This window comes from Lentzea xerophila, from assembly GCF_051094245.1.
In the GTDB taxonomy this organism is placed as follows: Bacteria; Actinomycetota; Actinomycetes; order Mycobacteriales; family Pseudonocardiaceae; genus Lentzea; species Lentzea xerophila.
The window spans coordinates 1,966,651-1,983,554 of record NZ_CP194934.1 but is presented as its reverse complement, the minus strand read 5'-3'; the positions used below and the strand labels follow the sequence as shown (position 1 = coordinate 1,983,554).

The following is a 16,904-nucleotide window of genomic DNA, read 5'->3' as shown; positions in this document are numbered from 1 at the left end:
CGACTAGGCTACTAGTCATGCAACCAGAAAATCGGTCGGGCGACCAGAAGCGCAGCTTCATCGAGGACGCCCGGCGCGGCCAGATCGTGGCCGCCACCATCGCGACGATCGCCGAGATCGGATACGCGAAGGCGTCGTTCGTGCAGATCGCACGGCGTGCGGGCATCAGCCCGGGGCTCATCACGTACCACTTCGCCAAGCGCGAGGAACTGATGAAGCAGGTCATGCTGACCGTGCACGACTCGATGGACCAGGCGTTGACCGAACGCACCGAGAACGCCGACGGCTACGTCACGGCGCTGCGGTCCCTCGTCGAGGGCTTCGTGCACTACTGCGCGGAGCACCCTGCCGAGCTGATCGCGATCGCGCAGATCGCGGCCGCCGCGCGGGACGCGGAAGCCGCACGGACGTGGTCGGAGGAACAGAACGCGCGCACGTTGACCGAGTTGGAGGACATGTTCCGCGAGGGTCAGGAGGCAGGCGAGCTGCGGGAGTTCTCGCCACGGGTGATCGCGGTGTCGGTCATCGCCGCGATGGAGGCGGCGCCGGCCGAGCTGATGGCCCGGCCGGGCACCGACGTCGCCGAGTACGCGAGGGAGCTCGCGGACCTGTTCGAGTTCGCGGTCAGGCGCGCTTAGAGGCGAGCGACGCGCTCAGAGCCGCCGCCGCGCCGAGCACACCGCAGGTGAGCGCGACCGACATCGCCGGCTCGTGCTCCAGCAGCACGGACACCAGCAGCCACACGGCCAGGCCGAGCCCGAGGCCGAGCGGCACCGAGGCGATCACCGCCGCCATCCCGGTCTGGCGCCGGCGCAACGCCCGCAGGTTCGACTCCAGGTACGCGAGGGCGAAGAGCAGCAGCAACACCGATCCGGTGCCCATGAGACTCAGCCACGGCGACTGGCTGGAGCGCAGCAGGAACGGCGGCTGGTCGTCCACCTGGGCCGTCACGACGCCACCGACGATCCACCGCGCCGCTCCCGGCAGCACGAAGCCGTCCGGCCCGGGCTGCGGCACGTCCGCAAGTGGGATCCCCGCCGCCGTCACGACGAGGTGGGTGCCCTCGGCCTTCACCGGATCGGCCAGGTCCTGCGTGACGACGACCCCCGGCGGACTCCCGGTCGCCACGAACGGCACGATCACCAACGCCAGCAACGACAACGCGGCCACCAGCCACAGCGCCCAGGGCGTCGACGGCGGCTTGATCACCTGCGCGGCCGGCACGAGCGGGCTGCTGCCGCTCAACCGTGCGGCGGGAACCGGGTCGACCAGCGTGGCGCGGATCGGTTGCTGGGTGAGCGTGACCGTCTCGCGCTCAGGAACGGGCCGCAACGACGGACGAGTGGACGACGACGACACCTGCGGTGCGAGGTGCACGGGGATGTTGAGGCGCACGAGCCAGTCCGAACCGAACAGGTGGGCCGCCGCGCCCGCCAGGTCGATCGCGAACGTCTCGGCGTTGCGGTAGCGCGCGTCCGGGTCGCGCGCGATGCTGCGCATGACCACGCCCGCAAGGGGTTCCGGCACGTTCGGCAACGGCCGCGGCTCCTGGAACACCCGCTTCTGGATCATCGCGATCGGGCCGCCGCCGCGTTCGAACGGCAGGTCGCCGCACAGCAGTTCGTAGAGCATCGTGCCGGTCGCGTAGACGTCGGCTGCGGGCGACAGCGGGTTGCCCATCGCCTGCTCCGGCGCGATGTACGCGGGCGTGCCGAGCACCGCGCCGCCGTGCGTCACGAGCGTCGCACCCTCCGACACCACCTGGGAGATGCCGAAGTCCGCCACCTTCACCACGCCGGCCGAGGTGAAGAGCAGGTTCTTGGGCTTCACGTCGAGGTGCAGCACGCCCGCCTCGTGCGCGGCGTGCAGCCCGGACAGCGCCGCCAGCACGAGCCCGCACGACTGCTGCGCGGTGAGTCCGTCGCCCGCGAACCGCGACCAGACCGTGCCGCCGTCGAGGCGTTCCATCACCAGCAGGTGCTCGCCCTGCTGCCGGACGTAGTCGTAGACGGGAACGATGTGCGGGTGGTCGAGCCGGGCCAGCAACCGCGCCTCGTGCTCGAAGCGCTCACTCATCCGCGGGTCTTCCGCGACCGCGTGTGGCAGCCGTTTGATCGCCACCGGCCGGCCCAGCTGCCGGTGCACGCCGCCGTAGACGACACCCATGCCGCCCTCGCCGATCTGCTCGCCGACGGCGTACTGCGGCAGAGCGGCGACCACAGTGGACAGAGTCACCGTTGAATCCTCACGGTATCCATTTCGGACGGTTGCTGCCCACCCGGATGCGGTGTCACATAGCCAAGAACAAACGCGGCCGCCGCGGCGCCCACGATGAACGGGATCTCAGCCGTCGGCGACGGCGCCACCAACCGCAGCACCGACAACGAGATCACCGCGATCAACCCGGTCCCGATCCCGGCGGGCAGGAACCGCATCGCCCGCTGCCACCGGTTCGCGGGCAGACGACGCCTCGCGAGCGCGATCAACGCCCCCGCCCACGACAACCCCGTCAACACCAGCACACCCAACCCGAACGCCCCGTACACCGACCAGAGCGAACCCCTGATGTCGCCGGTCGTCTCCACCGACGCGATGGTCTCCCGCTGGACGTCGACGACCTCGACGGTCACCGGAAGCAGCCCGATCGCCTGCGCGCCGAGGTCGGTGGGCTCCAGCGGGAACGAGCGGGTCTCCGAGGAATTCGCCGGCACATCGAACGGAACCGTTGTGTCGTAAGCGAAGAAGGTCAACGCCAGCGCGGTGCCGCTGATCCGCACGGTCTTGACGCGCTGGACGGTGTTCGAGTTGTTGCGCACCGTGATGGAGACCTTGGCGGTCTCCGCCGGGTCGAGAACGAGATTCCCTACTCCAACCGGCCTACCGTCCACATCGGCCTCGAGGATCACCGAGCCGTCCTGTGCGGCCGCCGTTGACGGGAGCAGCATAATTCCGCACCACAGCAGTAAACCTGCACCGGCCATGCGACGTCTCACTAGCGCACCTTAGGTTCTGATCCGGGGAGAGGGAATGCGGTCTTTAGGCTTACTCGTGGCTTTGGCGGCCGGTGTTACGGTGCTGGTCACCACACCGGCCGCGGCCCAGCAGCAGGTGGCAGTGACCGCGACCCCGAACAGCGGCCCGGCGGGCTCAAGCACCACTTTCACCTGGTCAGGCTTCTACAGGTGCAAGGGCACAGTGCGCATCAACTGGGCGGGAAGCGTACTGGCCACCGCGCCTTGGGCGGCTAACGGTTCGGTCACCGCGACCATCCCCGCCGGATCGAAGCAAGGCACCTACACCTTCACCGCCAGCGACGACTGCCAGCGCCTCGCTCGCAACCAGTTCACCGTGACTCCGGTCACCACGACGACGCGCCCGCCCGTCACCACCAATCCCCCGGTCACGAACCCGCCGGTGACCAACCCGCCCGTGACGACTCGTCCGCCGATCGTCACGACCACCACGACTCCCCCGACGACGACCACCACCACGACCACGGACACGCCGCCGTCGTCCTCGGAACCGTCGTCGTCCAGCGAGCCGTCCGACCCCGGTGACGGCGTGCTGGTCCTCGACAAGGAGAACATCCAGCCCGGCGACGACCTGACCGCGACCGGCACGGGCTGCCCCAAGGGCGCGAACGTGACGCTGAAGTCGCTGGGCCAGCACGTCGGCCAGACCACGGCCGACGAGAACGGCGAGTTCCGGTCGCCGGTGAAGTTCGCGAACATCGAGCCCGGCCGCCACAAGGTGCGCGCGGAGTGCGGCATCGTGCTCGTGGGCAACGTCGACGTGACGCTGTCTAGTTCGTCGGGCGGCACGACCAGCACGCTCGTGGTGCTGCTGTTCTTCCTCCTGGTCGGTGCCGCGATGCTGCGCCGCCAGTTCTCCGGCCTCCGCCGCTAGCCGCACGCGCTGCAGACGGAAACGTGAATGGGTCCCCTCGACTGTGCCGGGGGACCCATTCACGTTGATCTTCGAGCTTACGGCTCTTCGCGCTGGCGGCGCAGCTTGGCGAGAGCCTCTTCGAGGATCGCCTCGCCGTCCGCGTCGGAGCGCCGCTCCTTCACGTACGCAAGGTGCGTCTTGTACGGCTCGTTGCGCGGAGGCGCGGGTGGCGTCTGCTCGTCACGGCCTGCCGGCAGGCCGCAGCGCGGGCAGTCCCAGTTCTCCGGAACGTCCGCGTCGACCGCGAAGGAAGGCCGGGACTCGTGACCGTTCGCGCACCAGTACGACACCCGACGACGGGGCGCGGACTCGCCGCGCTCCGATTCGCCCATCGGGCCTGCGCCGACGCGGGTACCGCGAATCGCGTTACCACCGGACATCGACCGTTACACCCCCACCAAGTGGTTACCCCAAGCCCCTGAGGGCTTCTGCCGCTGAACGGTTGATCAGGCTCCGGGGAGCTTGATCAGCAGCCCGATGCCCACGATGGCGATGACCCAGATCGCGCCGACGAACAGCGTCAGGCGGTCGAGGTTCTTCTCGACAACGGAGGAACCGGACAGACTCGACTGCATGCCGCCGCCGAACAGCGAAGAAAGGCCGCCACCACGGCCGCGGTGCAACAGCACCAACAGCACCAGCAGCACGCTGGAGACGATCAACAGGATCTGCAGGAACAGGATCATTTCTTCCTCGCTGTCAGGCAGCCGACGCCATAGAGTACCTGTTCGACTGCCGAACGTGTGCAACCAGTGGGGTTATGGGTTTAGCCAGATCAACTTAGGGTAGAGGCCCGCCGGCAGCCAATGCGCACAGCTTGGTGAATTCGTCGGCCTGAAGGCTGGCACCGCCGACGAGAGCGCCGTCGATGTCCTTCTGCCCGATGAGCTCGCCGATGTTCGACGACTTCACCGAACCGCCGTAGAGCACCCGGACGACGGCCGCGGTCTCCTCGCCGTACTTCTCCGCCACGAACGAGCGGACCAGCGAGCACACCTCCTGCGCGTCGGCCGAGGACGCGGTGCGGCCGGTGCCGATGGCCCACACCGGCTCGTACGCGAAGACGATCTTGGCGACCTGCTCGGCGGTGAAGCCCTTGAGGCCGGCTTCGAGCTGTTCCTTCACGAGCTCCAGGTGACCCTTGGCCTCGCGGACGTCCAGCTTCTCACCGAAGCAGAAGATCGGGGTGACCTCGACCTTCAGCGCCGCCTTGATCTTGGCGTTGACGATGGCGTCCGTCTCGCCGTGGTACTCGCGCCGCTCGGAGTGGCCGACGACCACGTAGTGGCAGCCGAGCTTCTTGATCATCGGGCCGGACACCTCACCGGTGTAGGCACCGGAGTCGTGCTGCGAGATGTCCTGAGCGCCGTACTTGATCAGCAGCTTGTCGCCGTCGACCAGCGTCTGGATGCTGCGGATGTCGACGAACGGGGGAAGAACGGCCACCTCGACCTTGGCGAAGTACTTCTCCGGCAGGGAGAAGGCGATCTTCTGCACGAGGCCGATCGCTTCGAGGTGGTTGAGGTTCATCTTCCAGTTGCCCGCGATGAGCGGGAGCCGGGCTGCCATCAGGACTCCAAAACGCTGATGCCGGGGAGTTCCTTGCCCTCGAGGAATTCGAGGGAGGCGCCGCCGCCAGTGGAGATGTGCGAGAAACCGTCCTCGGGCAGGCCCAGCGCACGCACCGCGGCAGCCGAGTCGCCGCCACCGACGACGGTGAACGCCTCGGACTTGACCAGTGCCTCCGCGACGGCACGGGTGCCACCGGCGTAGGTCTCGATCTCGAAGACGCCCATCGGGCCGTTCCAGAACACGGTCCTGGCGTCGGCGAGCTTCGAGGCGAACAGCTCACGCGACTTCGGGCCGATGTCGAGGCCCATCTTGTCGGCGGGGATCGAGTCGGTGCCCACGACGTCGTGCTCGGTGTTGCCGAACTCGGCGGTGACCAGCACGTCGACCGGCAGCACGAGCTCGACGCCGCGCTTCTCGGCCTCCGTGAGGAAGCCGCGGACCTGGTCGAGCTGGTCCTCCTGCAGCAGCGACGTGCCGACCTCGTGGCCCTGGGCCTTGAGGAACGTGTACGCCATGCCGCCGCCGATGAGCAGCCGGTCGACCTTGGACAGCAGGTTCGCGATGACGCCGAGCTTGTCGGACACCTTCGCGCCGCCGAGCACCACGACGTACGGGCGCTCCAGGTCGTCGGTGAGCTTCTTGAGGACCTTGAGCTCGGCCTCGACGAGGCCACCGACGTACGCGGGCAGCTTCTGCGCCACGTCGTAGACCGAGGCCTGCTTGCGGTGCACGACACCGAAGCCGTCGGACACGAACGCGTCCGCGAACGACGCCAGCTCCTCGGCCAGCGAGGCGCGCTCCGCGTCGTCCTTCGAGGTCTCGCGGGCGTCGAAGCGGGCGTTCTCCAGCATCACGACGCCACCGTCGGTCTGCGCGCCGACCACGGACGTGGCGGACGGGCCGACCAGGTCGCTCGCGAGCGCGACCTCGGTGCCGAGCAGCTCACCGAGGCGAGCGGCGGCCGGGGCCAGGGAGAACTTGGGGTCCGGCTCGCCCTTGGGGCGGCCGAGGTGAGCGGTGACGATCACGCGGGCGCCCGCGTCGGCGAGAGCCTTGATCGTCGGCACCGACGCGCGCACACGGCCGTCGTCGGTGATCTTGTCGCCATCCAGGGGGACGTTCAGGTCGGCGCGCACCAGGACGCGCCGACCTGCGACACCCTCGGCGAGCAGGTCGCTGAGAGTCTTCAACGCTCTACTCCCGAACTCAGATCTTGGAAGCGACGAGCTTGACCAGGTCCGCGAGGCGGTTGGAGTAGCCCCACTCGTTGTCGTACCAGCCGACGACCTTGACCTGGTTGCCGATCACCTTGGTCAGCGGCGCGTCGTAGATGCACGAGTGCGGGTCGGTGACGATGTCGGCCGACACGATCGGGTCGGTCGAGTACTTGAGGATGCCGGCCAGCGGGCCCTCGGCGGCGGCCTTGTACGCGGCGTTGACCTCGTCCACGGTGACCTCGCGCTTGAGCGTGACGGTCAGGTCGGTGGCGGAGCCGGTGGGGATCGGCACGCGCAGCGCGTAGCCGTCGAGCTTGCCCTTGAGCTCCGGCAGCACCAGGCCGATGGCCTTCGCGGCGCCCGTGGAGGTCGGGACGATGTTCAGCGCGGCGGCGCGGGCACGGCGGAGGTCGCTGTGCGGCGCGTCCTGCAGGTTCTGGTCCTGCGTGTACGCGTGGATCGTGGTCATGAGGCCCTGCTCGACACCGAAGCTGTCGTTGAGGACCTTGGCCAGCGGCGCGAGGCAGTTGGTGGTGCAGGACGCGTTCGAGATGATCGTCTGCGAACCGTCGTACTTCTCCTCGTTCGCGCCGATGACGACGGTGAGGTCCTCGTTCTTGGCCGGCGCGGAGACGATGACCTTCTTGGCGCCGCCCTCGTCCACGTGCGCGCGGGCCTTGGTGGCGTCGGTGAAGAAGCCGGTCGACTCGACCACGACGTCGACGCCGAGGTCCTTCCAGGGCAGAGCGCCCGGGTTGCGCTCGGCGAGGGCCTTGATGACCTTGCCGTCGACGGAGATGCCTTCATCGGTGACCTGCACGTCGGCGTCCAGACGACCGAGGATGCTGTCGTACTTCAGCAGGTGCGCCATCGTGGCGACGTCACCGAGGTCGTTGAACGCGACGATCTCGATGTCGTGGCCACCGGCCCTCACGGCGCGGAAGAAGTTGCGCCCGATGCGACCGAAACCGTTGACACCTACACGAACCGTCACGACTGACTCCTTGCGTTCAGCTTGGTAGGAACGAGACCACCCTATCTGGAGAACTGCGTCGCTGGTCACAGGGATAGTGAGTATCTCTGGATCGAGCCAGAAAAAGGGCCTCTGATTAGGCCGTTCGGCGGCGGGACGCGCGGAGCATCCAGAGGTAGGCGCTCAGCTCCTCCGCGGCCTCCGCGGCGGTGCGGCAGGCCTCCGGGCCGGTGTCCACCGCGTCCGTGCCGACGACGGCCGCGATCCTGGCGAGCCACTCGTCGACCACCTGGCGGTCCTGCGGCGGCACGAGCGGCGGTGTGCTTCCGGGACTGGTCTGCGCGGTCATGGCCCGATCCTGTCCGCGCCGCGGAGGACCTCTCAATACCCCGAAACAGCGGGTGTTACGGGTCGTTACACGCCGGTACGGTCATTGCTCATGACGGCCGACGCCGCCTGCCTGACATGTGGGAACCCGCTCAGCGAAGGAGCCCCGGGCCGACGTTACTGCGCCAACGCGTGCCGTCAACGCGCCTACCGCGAACGCGCCTCCGCCCGCGACGGCTCGCCGCACGACCCGGCCCTGCCGGCGCCTCTCGACACGTTCGTGGGCCGCCGCGGGGAACTGGCCGCGCTGGCCAGGCTCGGAACGGACCGTCTCGTCTCGCTGGTCGGCCCGGCGGGAGCGGGAAAGACGCGGCTGGCCGCCCAGCACGTGGGCAAACGCGCTGACCAGGTGTGGTGGACGGCTCTCGCGCCCGTGTCGGACGTCATCCAGGCGATCTACCACTCGGTCGGCGCCCACCCGTTGCCGAACCGCTCGGTGCGCGACGCCGTGATCATCGAGATCGACCGGCACCGGCGCCCGTTGCTCGTGCTCGACAACTGCGAGCACCTGCTGCCCAACGTCGCCGACGTCGTGGCGGAGCTGCTGGCGCGCTGTCCCCGGTTGCGGATCCTGGTGACATCGCGCGAGCCGCTCCGCCTCGCCGGGGAGCGGGTCTTCGCGGTCGGCGAGCTGGAGCTGCCGCCCGCCGACGCCGACCTCGCCGAAGCCCTGCGCCACGACGCCGTGGTGCTCTTCCGCGATCGTGCCGTCTCGGTGGACCGCTCGTTCGAGGTGGACTCGTCGAACGTCGCCGATGTCGTCGCCGTGTGCCGGTCGCTGGACGGCATGCCGTTGGCCATCGAGCTGGCCGCGCGCCGCATCACCGTCCTGTCCCCCGCCGACGTCCTCGCCCGGTTGGGCGACCGCCTGGCGTTGCTGACCGGTGGGCCGCGTGCCGCCGACGACCGCCACCGCACGCTGCGGGCCGCGATCGAGTGGAGCTACGAGCTCCTTTCCCCTGACGAGCAGGCCGCGTCGCGCCGGCTCGCGGTGCTGGGCGTTCCGTTCGACCTCGGCGTCGCGAGCGCGGTCTGCGGGGTCGAGGACGCTCTGGATCTGCTGACCGGGCTCGAACAGAAGTCGCTGCTGGTCGCCGATCGGGCCGGTGGCCATACGACGTTCCGCCAGCTCGAATCGGTCCGTCTCTACTGCCATGAACGCGCTGTCGAGTGCGGAGATGTCTCTCTCGTGGCCGACCGTGTGGTCGAGTGGGTGTGTTCGGTCGTGGAGCCGGAGATCTCGTCGTTCTTCCCGTCGCCACCTCTGGTGCTGCGCCTGGACCGCAACGTCGGCCTGATCGAACTGGCCGCGACCCGCACGGCCGAGACCGGCGACTGGTCGCGGCACGCCCTCACGATCGTCGCCACGGCCTGGACGGCGACCCCGCGCGGCCCTCGTGGCGCCCCCACCGAACTGCTACACCAGGCGCTGTCCCGGCCGATGCCACGGTCGTACCGGAGCGTCCTGACGGTGCTGGCCGCCATGCACCACCGGGTCCGCGGCGGCTGGCACGTGACGCGTCAGTTCGCGCGGGAGTCGCTGGCGATCGAACGCGCCGACGCCTGCCGTCCCGGCACGACGGCCCGAGCGCTGGAGGTGCTCGCCTCCGCCGAGGCCCACACCGGTGATCCCGCGCTGGCCTGGCGGCTGTTCGACGAGGCCGTCGCGTTGCTGCGCGATCAGGACGACAAACTCGCGCGCGCCATCCTGCTGAACTCCTACGGCTGGACGTTGCTGCAGCACGGCGAGCCGGACCTGGCGGCGCCGTTGGTCCGCGAGGCGTTGACGCTGACGCGCCTGATCGGCCTGCCGCACATGCTGAACCCGGTCCTGCACACCGCGGGCGCGATCGCGTTGGCGCGCAAGAGTTTTCCCGAGGCCGTCGACCTGTTCCGGGAGAGTCTCGCCGTCGGCTCCGAGCACCCGATGGACCAGTTCTACGACCTGGAGGGGCTGGCGCTGGGGCTGGTCGGCGTGGGTGCAGACGACGAACGCGCTCTCTCGCTGCTGATGTCGGCGTCCGTCGTGCGCACCCGCTACGACTTTCGCGCCGAACCGTACTGGCAGGCGTTGCTCGACGAGGCCCGTGCCGTGTGCCGCGACCGGATCACCGCCGGGCGGTTGCGGGCCGCCGAGTCGACGGGTGAGCGGATGTCGTTGGCACAGGCCATTTCCTACGCCCTGACCGCACAGCCGCACCCCGAGGACTCCGACGGTCTGATCTCCGCGCGCGAACGGCACGTGGCGACGCTGGTGGCGGAAGGGCTGACGAACCGGCAGATCGGGCAACGGCTGGGCATCTCGCCGCACACCGTTGCCCGGCACGTCACGCACGCCCGCGGCAAGCTGGGACTGCGTTCGCGGGCTCAGCTCGCCGTGTGGGCGGGCCGGCACACGACCTAGTGCTGCGTCAGTCAGCCTTTGCCCCGTATTCGGTGTTCAGACGGCCGCATCGTGGTGCCGGCCCCGCGTCCCTGTACTGGTTGTACCGGGGCGCGGGGCCGGTGCCGCGAGGCGGCCCGCTGAGCGCCGAAGACGCGGCGAAGGTTGGCTGACGCAGCACTAGACCTCGGCTTCGAGCATCTCCGCCGTGACCGCGGACTCCGTGTCCGGCAGCCCCAGGTCCTTGGCGCGCTTGTCCGCCATCGCCAGCAGACGCCTTATCCGGCCCGCCACCGCGTCCTTGGTCATCTGCGGGTCCGACAGCTGGCCCAGCTCCTCCAGCGACGCCTGGCGATGCGCGAGGCGGAGCTGCCCGGCGGCGGCCAGGTGGTCCGGTGCCTCCGGGCCGAGGATCTCCAGCGCCCGCGCGACCCGTGCGGCGGCGGCGACGGCGGCTCGGGCCGAACGGCGCAGGTTCGCGTCGTCGAAGTTCGCGAGCCTGTTCGCGGTGGCGCGGACCTCACGCCGCATCCGCCGCTCTTCCCAGGCCAGCACGCTGTCGTGCGCGCCGAGCTTGGTCAGCATCGCCCCGATGGCGTCGCCGTCCCTTATCACCACGCGTTCGGCGCCGCGGACCTCGCGCGACTTGGAGGAGATGCCCATGCGGCGGGCGGCGCCGACCAGTGCCAGCGCGGCCTCGGGGCCGGGGCAGGTGATCTCCAGCGACGAGCTGCGGCCGGGTTCGGTGAGGGAGCCGTGGGCGAGGAACGCGCCGCGCCACGCCGCCTCGGCGTCGCACACCCCGCCGGACACGACCGGCGCCGGAAGGCCGCGGACCGGGCGGCCGCGCGGGTCGAGCAGACCGGTCTGGCGGGCGAGACCCTCGCCGTCCTTCACCACGCGCACGACGTAGCGGGTGCCCTTGCGCAGGCCGTTCGACTGGATCGTGAAGACCTCGGCGTGGTGACCGTAGAGCGCCTGGATCTCCTTGAGCAGCCTGCGGGCCGCGGAACCCAGGTCGAGCTCGGCCTCGACGACGACCCGGCCGGACACGATGTGCAGGCCGCCGGCGAACCTGAGCAGGGAGGACACCTCCGCGCGGCGGCAACAGGTCTTGGATACGGCGAGCCTGCTCAGCTCGTCCTTGACCGCCGACGTCATCGCCACGGGCTCGTCCCTCCCACTCCGGTCTCCTCGACCACTTGCCTCAGGCAGCTGGCGAGCGCCTCCGGATCATGCCGTTCGGCGGCGTCCGGTGCGGCGATCTTCGCCAGATGCGTCCGCGCGCCCAGTGCCGAGGCGGCTCGCGTCAGCCGGTCCGGGGTGGGGACCGAGTCGACGTCCGCGATCACCGCGTCCACCTTCAGCTCGGGTGCGTGTTCGCAGACTACGTCCAAGTGGCGTTCCGGAGAGAAACCGGCGGTTTCCCCCGGTTGGGGGACAAGATTGAGCACCAGCACCTTCTTGGCCCGCGTGCGCACGAGCGCGTCGTGCAGTTCGGGCACCAGCAGATGCGGCAACACGCTGGTGAACCATGATCCGGGGCCAAGTAACACAAGATCAGCGTCAAGTACAGCGTGTACTGCTTCCGGACAGCCGGTAGGTCGCCCGTTCGGGGCGGTCAGACGGATGCGCTGCACGAGTCCGGGGGTGGTCGCGATGGCGACCTGTCCCCGGATGCGCCGCACGTCCGTCACGTCCTCGTCGAGCCCCATGACGTCCGCCTCGATGTCGAGCGGGTCGTTCGACATGGGCAGCACCCGGCCTTTGACGCCGAGCAGCCTGCTGGTGACGTCGAGCACCGCCACCGGGTCGCCGAGCTGCTCGAGCAGCCCGGCGATCACCAGGTTGCCGACCGCGTGGCCGGCGAGGGCTCCCGTGCCGCCGAAGCGGTGCTTGAACAGGGACGTCCACAGCCTGCTGGCCTCGTCCTCCCCCGCCAGCGCCGCCATGGCCTTGCGCAGGTCACCCGGCGGCAGCAGGTCCGACAGCTCACGCCGCAGGCGTCCCGACGAGCCCCCGTCGTCCGCGACGGTCACCACGGCCGTCACGTCGTCGGTGACGCGTTTCAGCGCCGTCAACGTCGCGTGCAGCCCGTGCCCGCCGCCCAAAGCAACAGCTTTCAACTTCGTCACTCGCGTCCCAGATCCCGGTGCACGACCTTCACGGCCATGCCGTCCTCGCTAGCCAGCCTCGCGGCCAGCTCTTCGCTCAGGGCCACACTGCGGTGCTTGCCGCCGGTGCAGCCGATCGCGAGCGTCAGGTAGCGCTTGCCCTCACGCCGATACCCGGCCCCGATGAGTCGGAGGAGCTCGTGGTACCGATCAAGGAACTCGTCAGCGCCCTCCTGGGACAGCACGTAGTTGCGCACCTCACCATCGAGACCCGTCTGCTCGCGCAGCTCCGGGATCCAGAACGGGTTCGGCAGGAACCGCACGTCCATGACGAGGTCGCTGTCCATCGGCAGCCCGTACTTGTAGCCGAAGCTCAGCACGGTGACCCTGGTCCTGGTGGCCGCCTCGGTGCCGAAGGTGTCCTCGATCTTGGCCCGCAGCTGGTGGATGGACAGTGCCGACGTGTCGAGCACCAGGTCGGCTTCCTGCTTGAGCGGGGTCAGCAGCATCCGCTCGGCCTCGATGCCGTCCTGCAGCCGCCCGTCGCCCTGCATCGGGTGACCGCGCCGCACCGTCTCGAACCGCCGGATCAGCACGGCGTCCGTGGCCTCGAGGAACAACACGCGCGGCTTGTACCCGCGCGCGTCGAGGTCCTTGATGATGGCGGCCAGGTCCTCGGTGAACGCGCGGCTGCGCACGTCCATGACGACGGCGACCCTGGTGATCGCTCCACGCGCCTGGGCGCCGAGCTCGACCATGGTCGCGATGAGTTCGGGGGGCAGGTTGTCCACGACGAACCAGCCGAGGTCCTCCAGGCACTTGGCCGCGGTGCTGCGGCCCGCACCGGACAGCCCGGTCACCACGGCGACTTCGATGCCGGACTTCTCCGCGTTCACGACTACGACTCCGTTACCTGTTCATGAGCTGGACGCTCTCGTTTGGGCAAGCTCTGTGTTGGGGCCACGCCACTGTCGGACGCGCCGATGTCGAGTCTCCACTGGAACGGCTCCGGCGCGTGGCAAGTTCGGCGGTTGACACGGTGCTGCCGTGGCAGCGGTCACGATCCTCGCCTCGCGGGCGGGGTGCGCGCCGCACGGGCGGTACCAGCGGGACCGGTGCGACAGATGAGGCGGCTGCGCTTCGGTGACGCCGGTCACGGCCAGACCCACTCCGGATCATGCCGCGCCGAAGTGCGCCGTCCAGCGCGGCGCGGCCCTCGGGTCCGACGGCAACGTCCCTGCTGGGCCTGGGGTGGGCACGGCACCACGCCTTCGACGGTCACGCGGCACGGCCCGCAGGTCCCACGGCAACGTCCCTCCGGCGCCGGAGGTGGACACGGCACCACGCCTTCGACGGTCACGCGGCACGGCCCGCAGGTCCGACAGCAACGTCCCTGCCGGACCGGGAGTGGGCGCGGCACCACGCCTTCCGCGATCGCGCGGCACGGCCCGCCGGTCCGACGGCAACACCTCCGCTGGGCCGGGGGTGGGCACGGCACCGCGCCTTCGACGGTCACGCGGCACGGCCCGCAAGTCCCACGGCAACGTCCCTGCGGCCCCGGAGGTGGACACGGCACCACGCCTTCGACGGTGGCGGGGCAGGACGACCCGTGTGCCGTCGGCGGCCACCCACTCCCGCACGCGGCCGGCGAACCCCTGGCCCATCACGACTTCCCGCCCGACGACGCGAGGCTCGCCACCACGGCCTCCGCGGTGCGGCGGCCCACGCCCGGGACGTCGCTGATCTCGTCCACTGTGGCCTGGCGGAGCTTGCGGACCGAGCCGAAGTGCCGCAGCAGTGCGGCTTTGCGGGTTTCGCCGAGGCCCGGCACGTCGTCGAGCTCGGAGGCGATCATGCGCTTCGAGCGCTTCTGGCGGTGGTAGGCGATGGCGAAGCGGTGGGCCTCGTCGCGGACTCGTTGCAGCAGGTACAGGGCGTCGCTGGTGCGGGGGAGGATGACCGGGTCGGGCTCGCCGGGGACCCAGACCTCCTCCAGGCGCTTGGCTAGGCCGACGACGGCCACGTCGGTGATGCCCAGTTCGGCCAGGACGTCGGCCGCTGCGGCGGCCTGGGGGGCCGCGCCGTCCACCACCAGGAGGTTCGGCGGGTAGGCGAACTTGCGCGGTTTGCCGGTGTCCGGGTCGATGCCGGGGTTCGGGCCGCCGGACGCGGTTTCGCGCAGCATCGCCTGGAAGCGGCGGCGGACGACCTCGGCGATCGAGGCCACGTCGCCCTCGGTGGCGGCTTCGCGGATGGCGAAGCGGCGGTACTCGGACTTGCGGGCCAGGCCGTCCTCGAAGACGACCAGGGAGGCCACGACGTCGGTGCCCTGGACGTGGCTGATGTCGATGCACTCGATGCGCAGCGGCGCGGTGTCCAGGGCCAGGGCGTCCTGCAGCTGCTGCAGGGCTACCGAGCGGGCGGTCAGGTCGCCGGCCCGGCGGAGCTTGTGCTGGGCGAAGGCCTCGGAGGCGTTGCGGGCCACGGTTTCCATCAGCGCGCGCTTGTCGCCTCGCTGCGGGACGCGCAGGGCTACGCGGGAGCCGCGTTGCTCGGACAGGAGGTCTTCGAGAGCGGCGGCGTCGTCCGGCAGCACCGGGACCAGCACCTCGCGCGGCATGTTCTCGGTGTTGTCGCCGTAGAACTGCATGATGAACTGGTCGACCAGCGCCGCGTCGTCGATCGCCTCGACCTTGTCGAGCACCCAGCCGCGCTGGCCGCGCACCCGGCCGCCGCGCACGTGGAAGACCTGGACCGAGACCTCCAGTTCGTCCTGCGCGAACGCCATCACGTCCGCGTCCGTGCCGTCGCCGAGGACGACCGCCTGCTTCTCCATCGCGCGGCGCAACGCACCGAGGTCGTCGCGCAGCCGGGCCGCGCGTTCGAACTCCAGCTCCTCGGCGGCGGCCGACATCTCGCGTTCCAGGCGGCGGACCATGTGGTCCGTCTTGCCCGCCAGGAAGTCGCAGAAGTCGAGGACGATGTCGCGGTGCTCGTCCGCCGTCACCTTGCCGACGCACGGCGCCGAGCACTTGTCGATGTACCCGAGCAGGCACGGGCGCCCGATCTGGCTGTGCCGCTTGAAAACGCCCGCCGAGCAGGTGCGCGCCGGGAACACGCGCAGCAGCAGGTCCAACGTCTCGCGGATCGCCCAGGCGTGCGCGAACGGCCCGAAGTAGCGCACGCCCTTCTTGCGCGGGCCGCGGTACACGTGCAGCCGCGGGTACTCCTCGTGCAGCGTCACCGCCAGCACCGGGTACGACTTGTCGTCGCGGTACCGGACGTTGAACCGCGGGTCGAACTCCTTGATCCAGTTGTACTCGAGCTGCAGCGCCTCGACCTCGGTGGTGACGACCGTCCACTCGACGGAGGCCGCCGTCGTCACCATCTGACGCGTGCGCGGGTGCAGCCCGGCCAGATCGGCGAAGTAGGAGTTGAGCCTGCCGCGCAGGCTCTTCGCCTTGCCGACGTACACGACCCGGCCTCCGGCGTCGCGGAACTTGTAGACGCCGGGAGCCTCAGGAATCGTGCCCACCGCGGGGCGGTACGTCGAGGGATCTGCCACGCCGTCAAGACTATCGACGTGGTCTGACAAAAACAGAAAAGGCCTGGTGGTGTGGCTCGGAACGGTGCCGGGCGAATTCGCGGTCAGCCGGGCGAGGCGCCCTGCCGGGCGTGAGTCACCAGCCAGCGTTCCGAGCCACTAGGCCAGGACCACCTGGTCGCCGTCGACCTTCACCGCGACGGCGCGCAGTCCGGACGTCGCCGGCCCCTTCTTCACGGAGCCGTCCGCGGGCGAGAACTGGCTGCCGTGCGAAGGGCACAGGATCGTGCCGCCGGAGGGTTCGGCGACGATGGAACCCTGATGCGGGCACGTCGCGTCATATGCCTTCACTTCGGCCGCGGAAACGCGCGCGACGACGATCTTCTTGCCATCGGGACCGTCGACGACAGCGCCACCGCCCTCCGGCACGTCGGCCAGCGCGACGAGAGCGGTGCCGGCGGATCCCGAAGCCGGTGTGGAACCTCCCTGGGTCGGGGCGGGTGAGTCAGTGGAACCAGAACTGCACGCCGTCACAAGTCCGCTGGGAACCGCGAGGGCGACCACGATTCCGCACAGCGCCGCCCGCCTGTTGACCGGGCTTTCGGTGTTCACGACCGTTCCTCCGTGGTGGTGGGTGTCCGGGGTCACACCACAGCATTACGCGGTTCGATGGGCGGAAGTTCAGCGCGGAGTGCGATGCACAGCAAATGCACAGGTCCAGAACCATGAACCGGCGACCTGGCGAGGCGCCTGTCCGACCATCGAA

18 protein-coding genes are annotated in these 16,904 nt (G+C 69.8%); 3 read left to right on the top strand and 15 right to left on the bottom strand.

Annotation, left to right across the window (positions count from 1 at the left end; translation table 11 throughout):
- Window positions 1-17 precede the first annotated feature (17 nt).
- Window positions 18-638, top strand: coding sequence for a TetR/AcrR family transcriptional regulator (locus ACRSBM_RS09800; protein WP_434442135.1), 621 nt, complete (start codon window positions 18-20; stop codon window positions 636-638).
- Here ACRSBM_RS09800 and ACRSBM_RS09795 read toward each other — a convergent pair.
- From ACRSBM_RS09795 to ACRSBM_RS09785, 3 genes are all read right to left on the bottom strand, one after another.
- Window positions 625-2,235, bottom strand: a complete 1,611-nt coding sequence (locus ACRSBM_RS09795) for a serine/threonine-protein kinase (RefSeq protein ID WP_434442132.1) — start codon at window positions 2,233-2,235, stop codon at window positions 625-627. The genes ACRSBM_RS09800 and ACRSBM_RS09795 overlap by 14 nt on opposite strands.
- Window positions 2,232-2,945: a hypothetical protein gene (locus ACRSBM_RS09790; protein WP_434442129.1), complete on the bottom strand. Its 714-nt coding sequence runs from the start codon at window positions 2,943-2,945 to the stop codon at window positions 2,232-2,234. The genes ACRSBM_RS09795 and ACRSBM_RS09790 overlap by 4 nt, the downstream gene beginning before the upstream one ends.
- A gap of 348 nt (window positions 2,946-3,293) precedes the next feature.
- Complete coding sequence (locus ACRSBM_RS09785; protein WP_434442126.1) at window positions 3,294-3,578, bottom strand: hypothetical protein; 285 nt, start codon at window positions 3,576-3,578, stop codon at window positions 3,294-3,296.
- Between ACRSBM_RS09785 and ACRSBM_RS09780 the strand changes: the two genes are divergently transcribed.
- Window positions 3,562-3,906, top strand: coding sequence for a carboxypeptidase-like regulatory domain-containing protein (locus ACRSBM_RS09780; RefSeq protein ID WP_434442124.1), 345 nt, complete (start codon window positions 3,562-3,564; stop codon window positions 3,904-3,906). The two genes, ACRSBM_RS09785 and ACRSBM_RS09780, sit on opposite strands and share 17 nt — an antisense overlap.
- A gap of 77 nt (window positions 3,907-3,983) precedes the next feature.
- On the opposite strand, the gene ACRSBM_RS09775 is transcribed toward ACRSBM_RS09780, so the two are convergent.
- The 6 genes from ACRSBM_RS09775 to ACRSBM_RS09750 form a co-directional block, all read right to left on the bottom strand.
- The gene (locus ACRSBM_RS09775; protein WP_089912928.1) at window positions 3,984-4,328 is read right to left on the bottom strand and encodes an RNA polymerase-binding protein RbpA; all 345 of its coding nucleotides are present in this window, start codon (window positions 4,326-4,328) and stop codon (window positions 3,984-3,986) included.
- Between the two features lie 66 nt (window positions 4,329-4,394).
- A complete protein-coding gene (gene secG / locus ACRSBM_RS09770) occupies window positions 4,395-4,634 on the bottom strand; it encodes a preprotein translocase subunit SecG (RefSeq protein ID WP_030478109.1) in 240 nt (79 codons plus the stop codon).
- Window positions 4,635-4,728: 94 nt separating this feature from the next.
- The gene (gene tpiA, locus ACRSBM_RS09765) at window positions 4,729-5,517 is read right to left on the bottom strand and encodes a triose-phosphate isomerase (protein ID WP_434442121.1); all 789 of its coding nucleotides are present in this window, start codon (window positions 5,515-5,517) and stop codon (window positions 4,729-4,731) included.
- Window positions 5,517-6,710 carry a phosphoglycerate kinase gene (locus ACRSBM_RS09760; RefSeq protein ID WP_434442118.1) on the bottom strand — a complete coding sequence of 398 codons (1,194 nt, stop codon included), beginning with the start codon at window positions 6,708-6,710 and terminating at the stop codon, window positions 5,517-5,519. Before ACRSBM_RS09760 ends, tpiA begins: the two co-directional genes overlap by 1 nt.
- 16 nt (window positions 6,711-6,726) lie before the next feature.
- Window positions 6,727-7,731 carry a type I glyceraldehyde-3-phosphate dehydrogenase gene (gap, locus tag ACRSBM_RS09755; protein ID WP_191303910.1) on the bottom strand — a complete coding sequence of 335 codons (1,005 nt, stop codon included), beginning with the start codon at window positions 7,729-7,731 and terminating at the stop codon, window positions 6,727-6,729.
- Between the two features lie 115 nt (window positions 7,732-7,846).
- Entirely contained in the window at window positions 7,847-8,059 is a 213-nt protein-coding gene (locus tag ACRSBM_RS09750; protein ID WP_434442115.1) for a hypothetical protein, read from the bottom strand.
- Window positions 8,060-8,149: 90 nt separating this feature from the next.
- Here ACRSBM_RS09750 and ACRSBM_RS09745 point away from each other — a divergent pair, with 90 nt between their 5' ends.
- Entirely contained in the window at window positions 8,150-10,501 is a 2,352-nt protein-coding gene (locus ACRSBM_RS09745) for an ATP-binding protein (protein WP_434442112.1), read from the top strand.
- 159 nt (window positions 10,502-10,660) lie between these two features.
- Here the strand turns inward: ACRSBM_RS09745 and whiA are convergent, their stop codons facing one another.
- From whiA to ACRSBM_RS09715, 6 genes are all read right to left on the bottom strand, one after another.
- Window positions 10,661-11,647, bottom strand: a complete 987-nt coding sequence (gene whiA, locus ACRSBM_RS09740; RefSeq protein ID WP_109637858.1) for a DNA-binding protein WhiA — start codon at window positions 11,645-11,647, stop codon at window positions 10,661-10,663.
- Window positions 11,638-12,606 (bottom strand): gluconeogenesis factor YvcK family protein, encoded by a 969-nt coding sequence (locus ACRSBM_RS09735; RefSeq protein WP_434453036.1) that lies wholly within the window; start codon window positions 12,604-12,606, stop codon window positions 11,638-11,640. Before ACRSBM_RS09735 ends, whiA begins: the two co-directional genes overlap by 10 nt.
- Before the next feature lie 5 nt (window positions 12,607-12,611).
- Complete coding sequence (gene rapZ / locus ACRSBM_RS09730) at window positions 12,612-13,469, bottom strand: RNase adapter RapZ (RefSeq protein ID WP_434453033.1); 858 nt, start codon at window positions 13,467-13,469, stop codon at window positions 12,612-12,614.
- A gap of 300 nt (window positions 13,470-13,769) precedes the next feature.
- Window positions 13,770-14,258: a hypothetical protein gene (locus ACRSBM_RS09725; RefSeq protein ID WP_434442108.1), complete on the bottom strand. Its 489-nt coding sequence runs from the start codon at window positions 14,256-14,258 to the stop codon at window positions 13,770-13,772.
- On the bottom strand, window positions 14,258-16,159 hold the full coding sequence (gene uvrC, locus ACRSBM_RS09720) for an excinuclease ABC subunit UvrC (protein WP_434442105.1): 1,902 nt from the start codon (window positions 16,157-16,159) through the stop codon (window positions 14,258-14,260). The genes ACRSBM_RS09725 and uvrC overlap by 1 nt, the downstream gene beginning before the upstream one ends.
- 138 nt (window positions 16,160-16,297) lie before the next feature.
- Window positions 16,298-16,750, bottom strand: a complete 453-nt coding sequence (locus tag ACRSBM_RS09715; RefSeq protein WP_434442102.1) for a Rieske (2Fe-2S) protein — start codon at window positions 16,748-16,750, stop codon at window positions 16,298-16,300.
- Between the last annotated feature and the right edge of the window lie 154 nt (window positions 16,751-16,904).

Excerpts from the sequence above, each read along its gene's own strand:
- tpiA (WP_434442121.1), bottom strand. The coding sequence starts at position 5,517 with ATGGCAGCCCGGCTCCCGCTCATCGCGGGCAACTGGAAGATGAACCTC.
- ACRSBM_RS09790 (WP_434442129.1), bottom strand. The coding sequence starts at position 2,945 with ATGCTGCTCCCGTCAACGGCGGCCGCACAGGACGGCTCGGTGATCCTC.
- ACRSBM_RS09775 (WP_089912928.1), bottom strand. The coding sequence starts at position 4,328 with ATGTCCGGTGGTAACGCGATTCGCGGTACCCGCGTCGGCGCAGGCCCG.
- ACRSBM_RS09800 (WP_434442135.1), top strand. The coding sequence starts at position 18 with ATGCAACCAGAAAATCGGTCGGGCGACCAGAAGCGCAGCTTCATCGAG.
- secG (WP_030478109.1), bottom strand. The coding sequence starts at position 4,634 with ATGATCCTGTTCCTGCAGATCCTGTTGATCGTCTCCAGCGTGCTGCTG.
- ACRSBM_RS09725 (WP_434442108.1), bottom strand. The coding sequence starts at position 14,258 with ATGGGCCAGGGGTTCGCCGGCCGCGTGCGGGAGTGGGTGGCCGCCGAC.
- ACRSBM_RS09750 (WP_434442115.1), bottom strand. The coding sequence starts at position 8,059 with ATGACCGCGCAGACCAGTCCCGGAAGCACACCGCCGCTCGTGCCGCCG.
- ACRSBM_RS09745 (WP_434442112.1), top strand. The coding sequence starts at position 8,150 with ATGACGGCCGACGCCGCCTGCCTGACATGTGGGAACCCGCTCAGCGAA.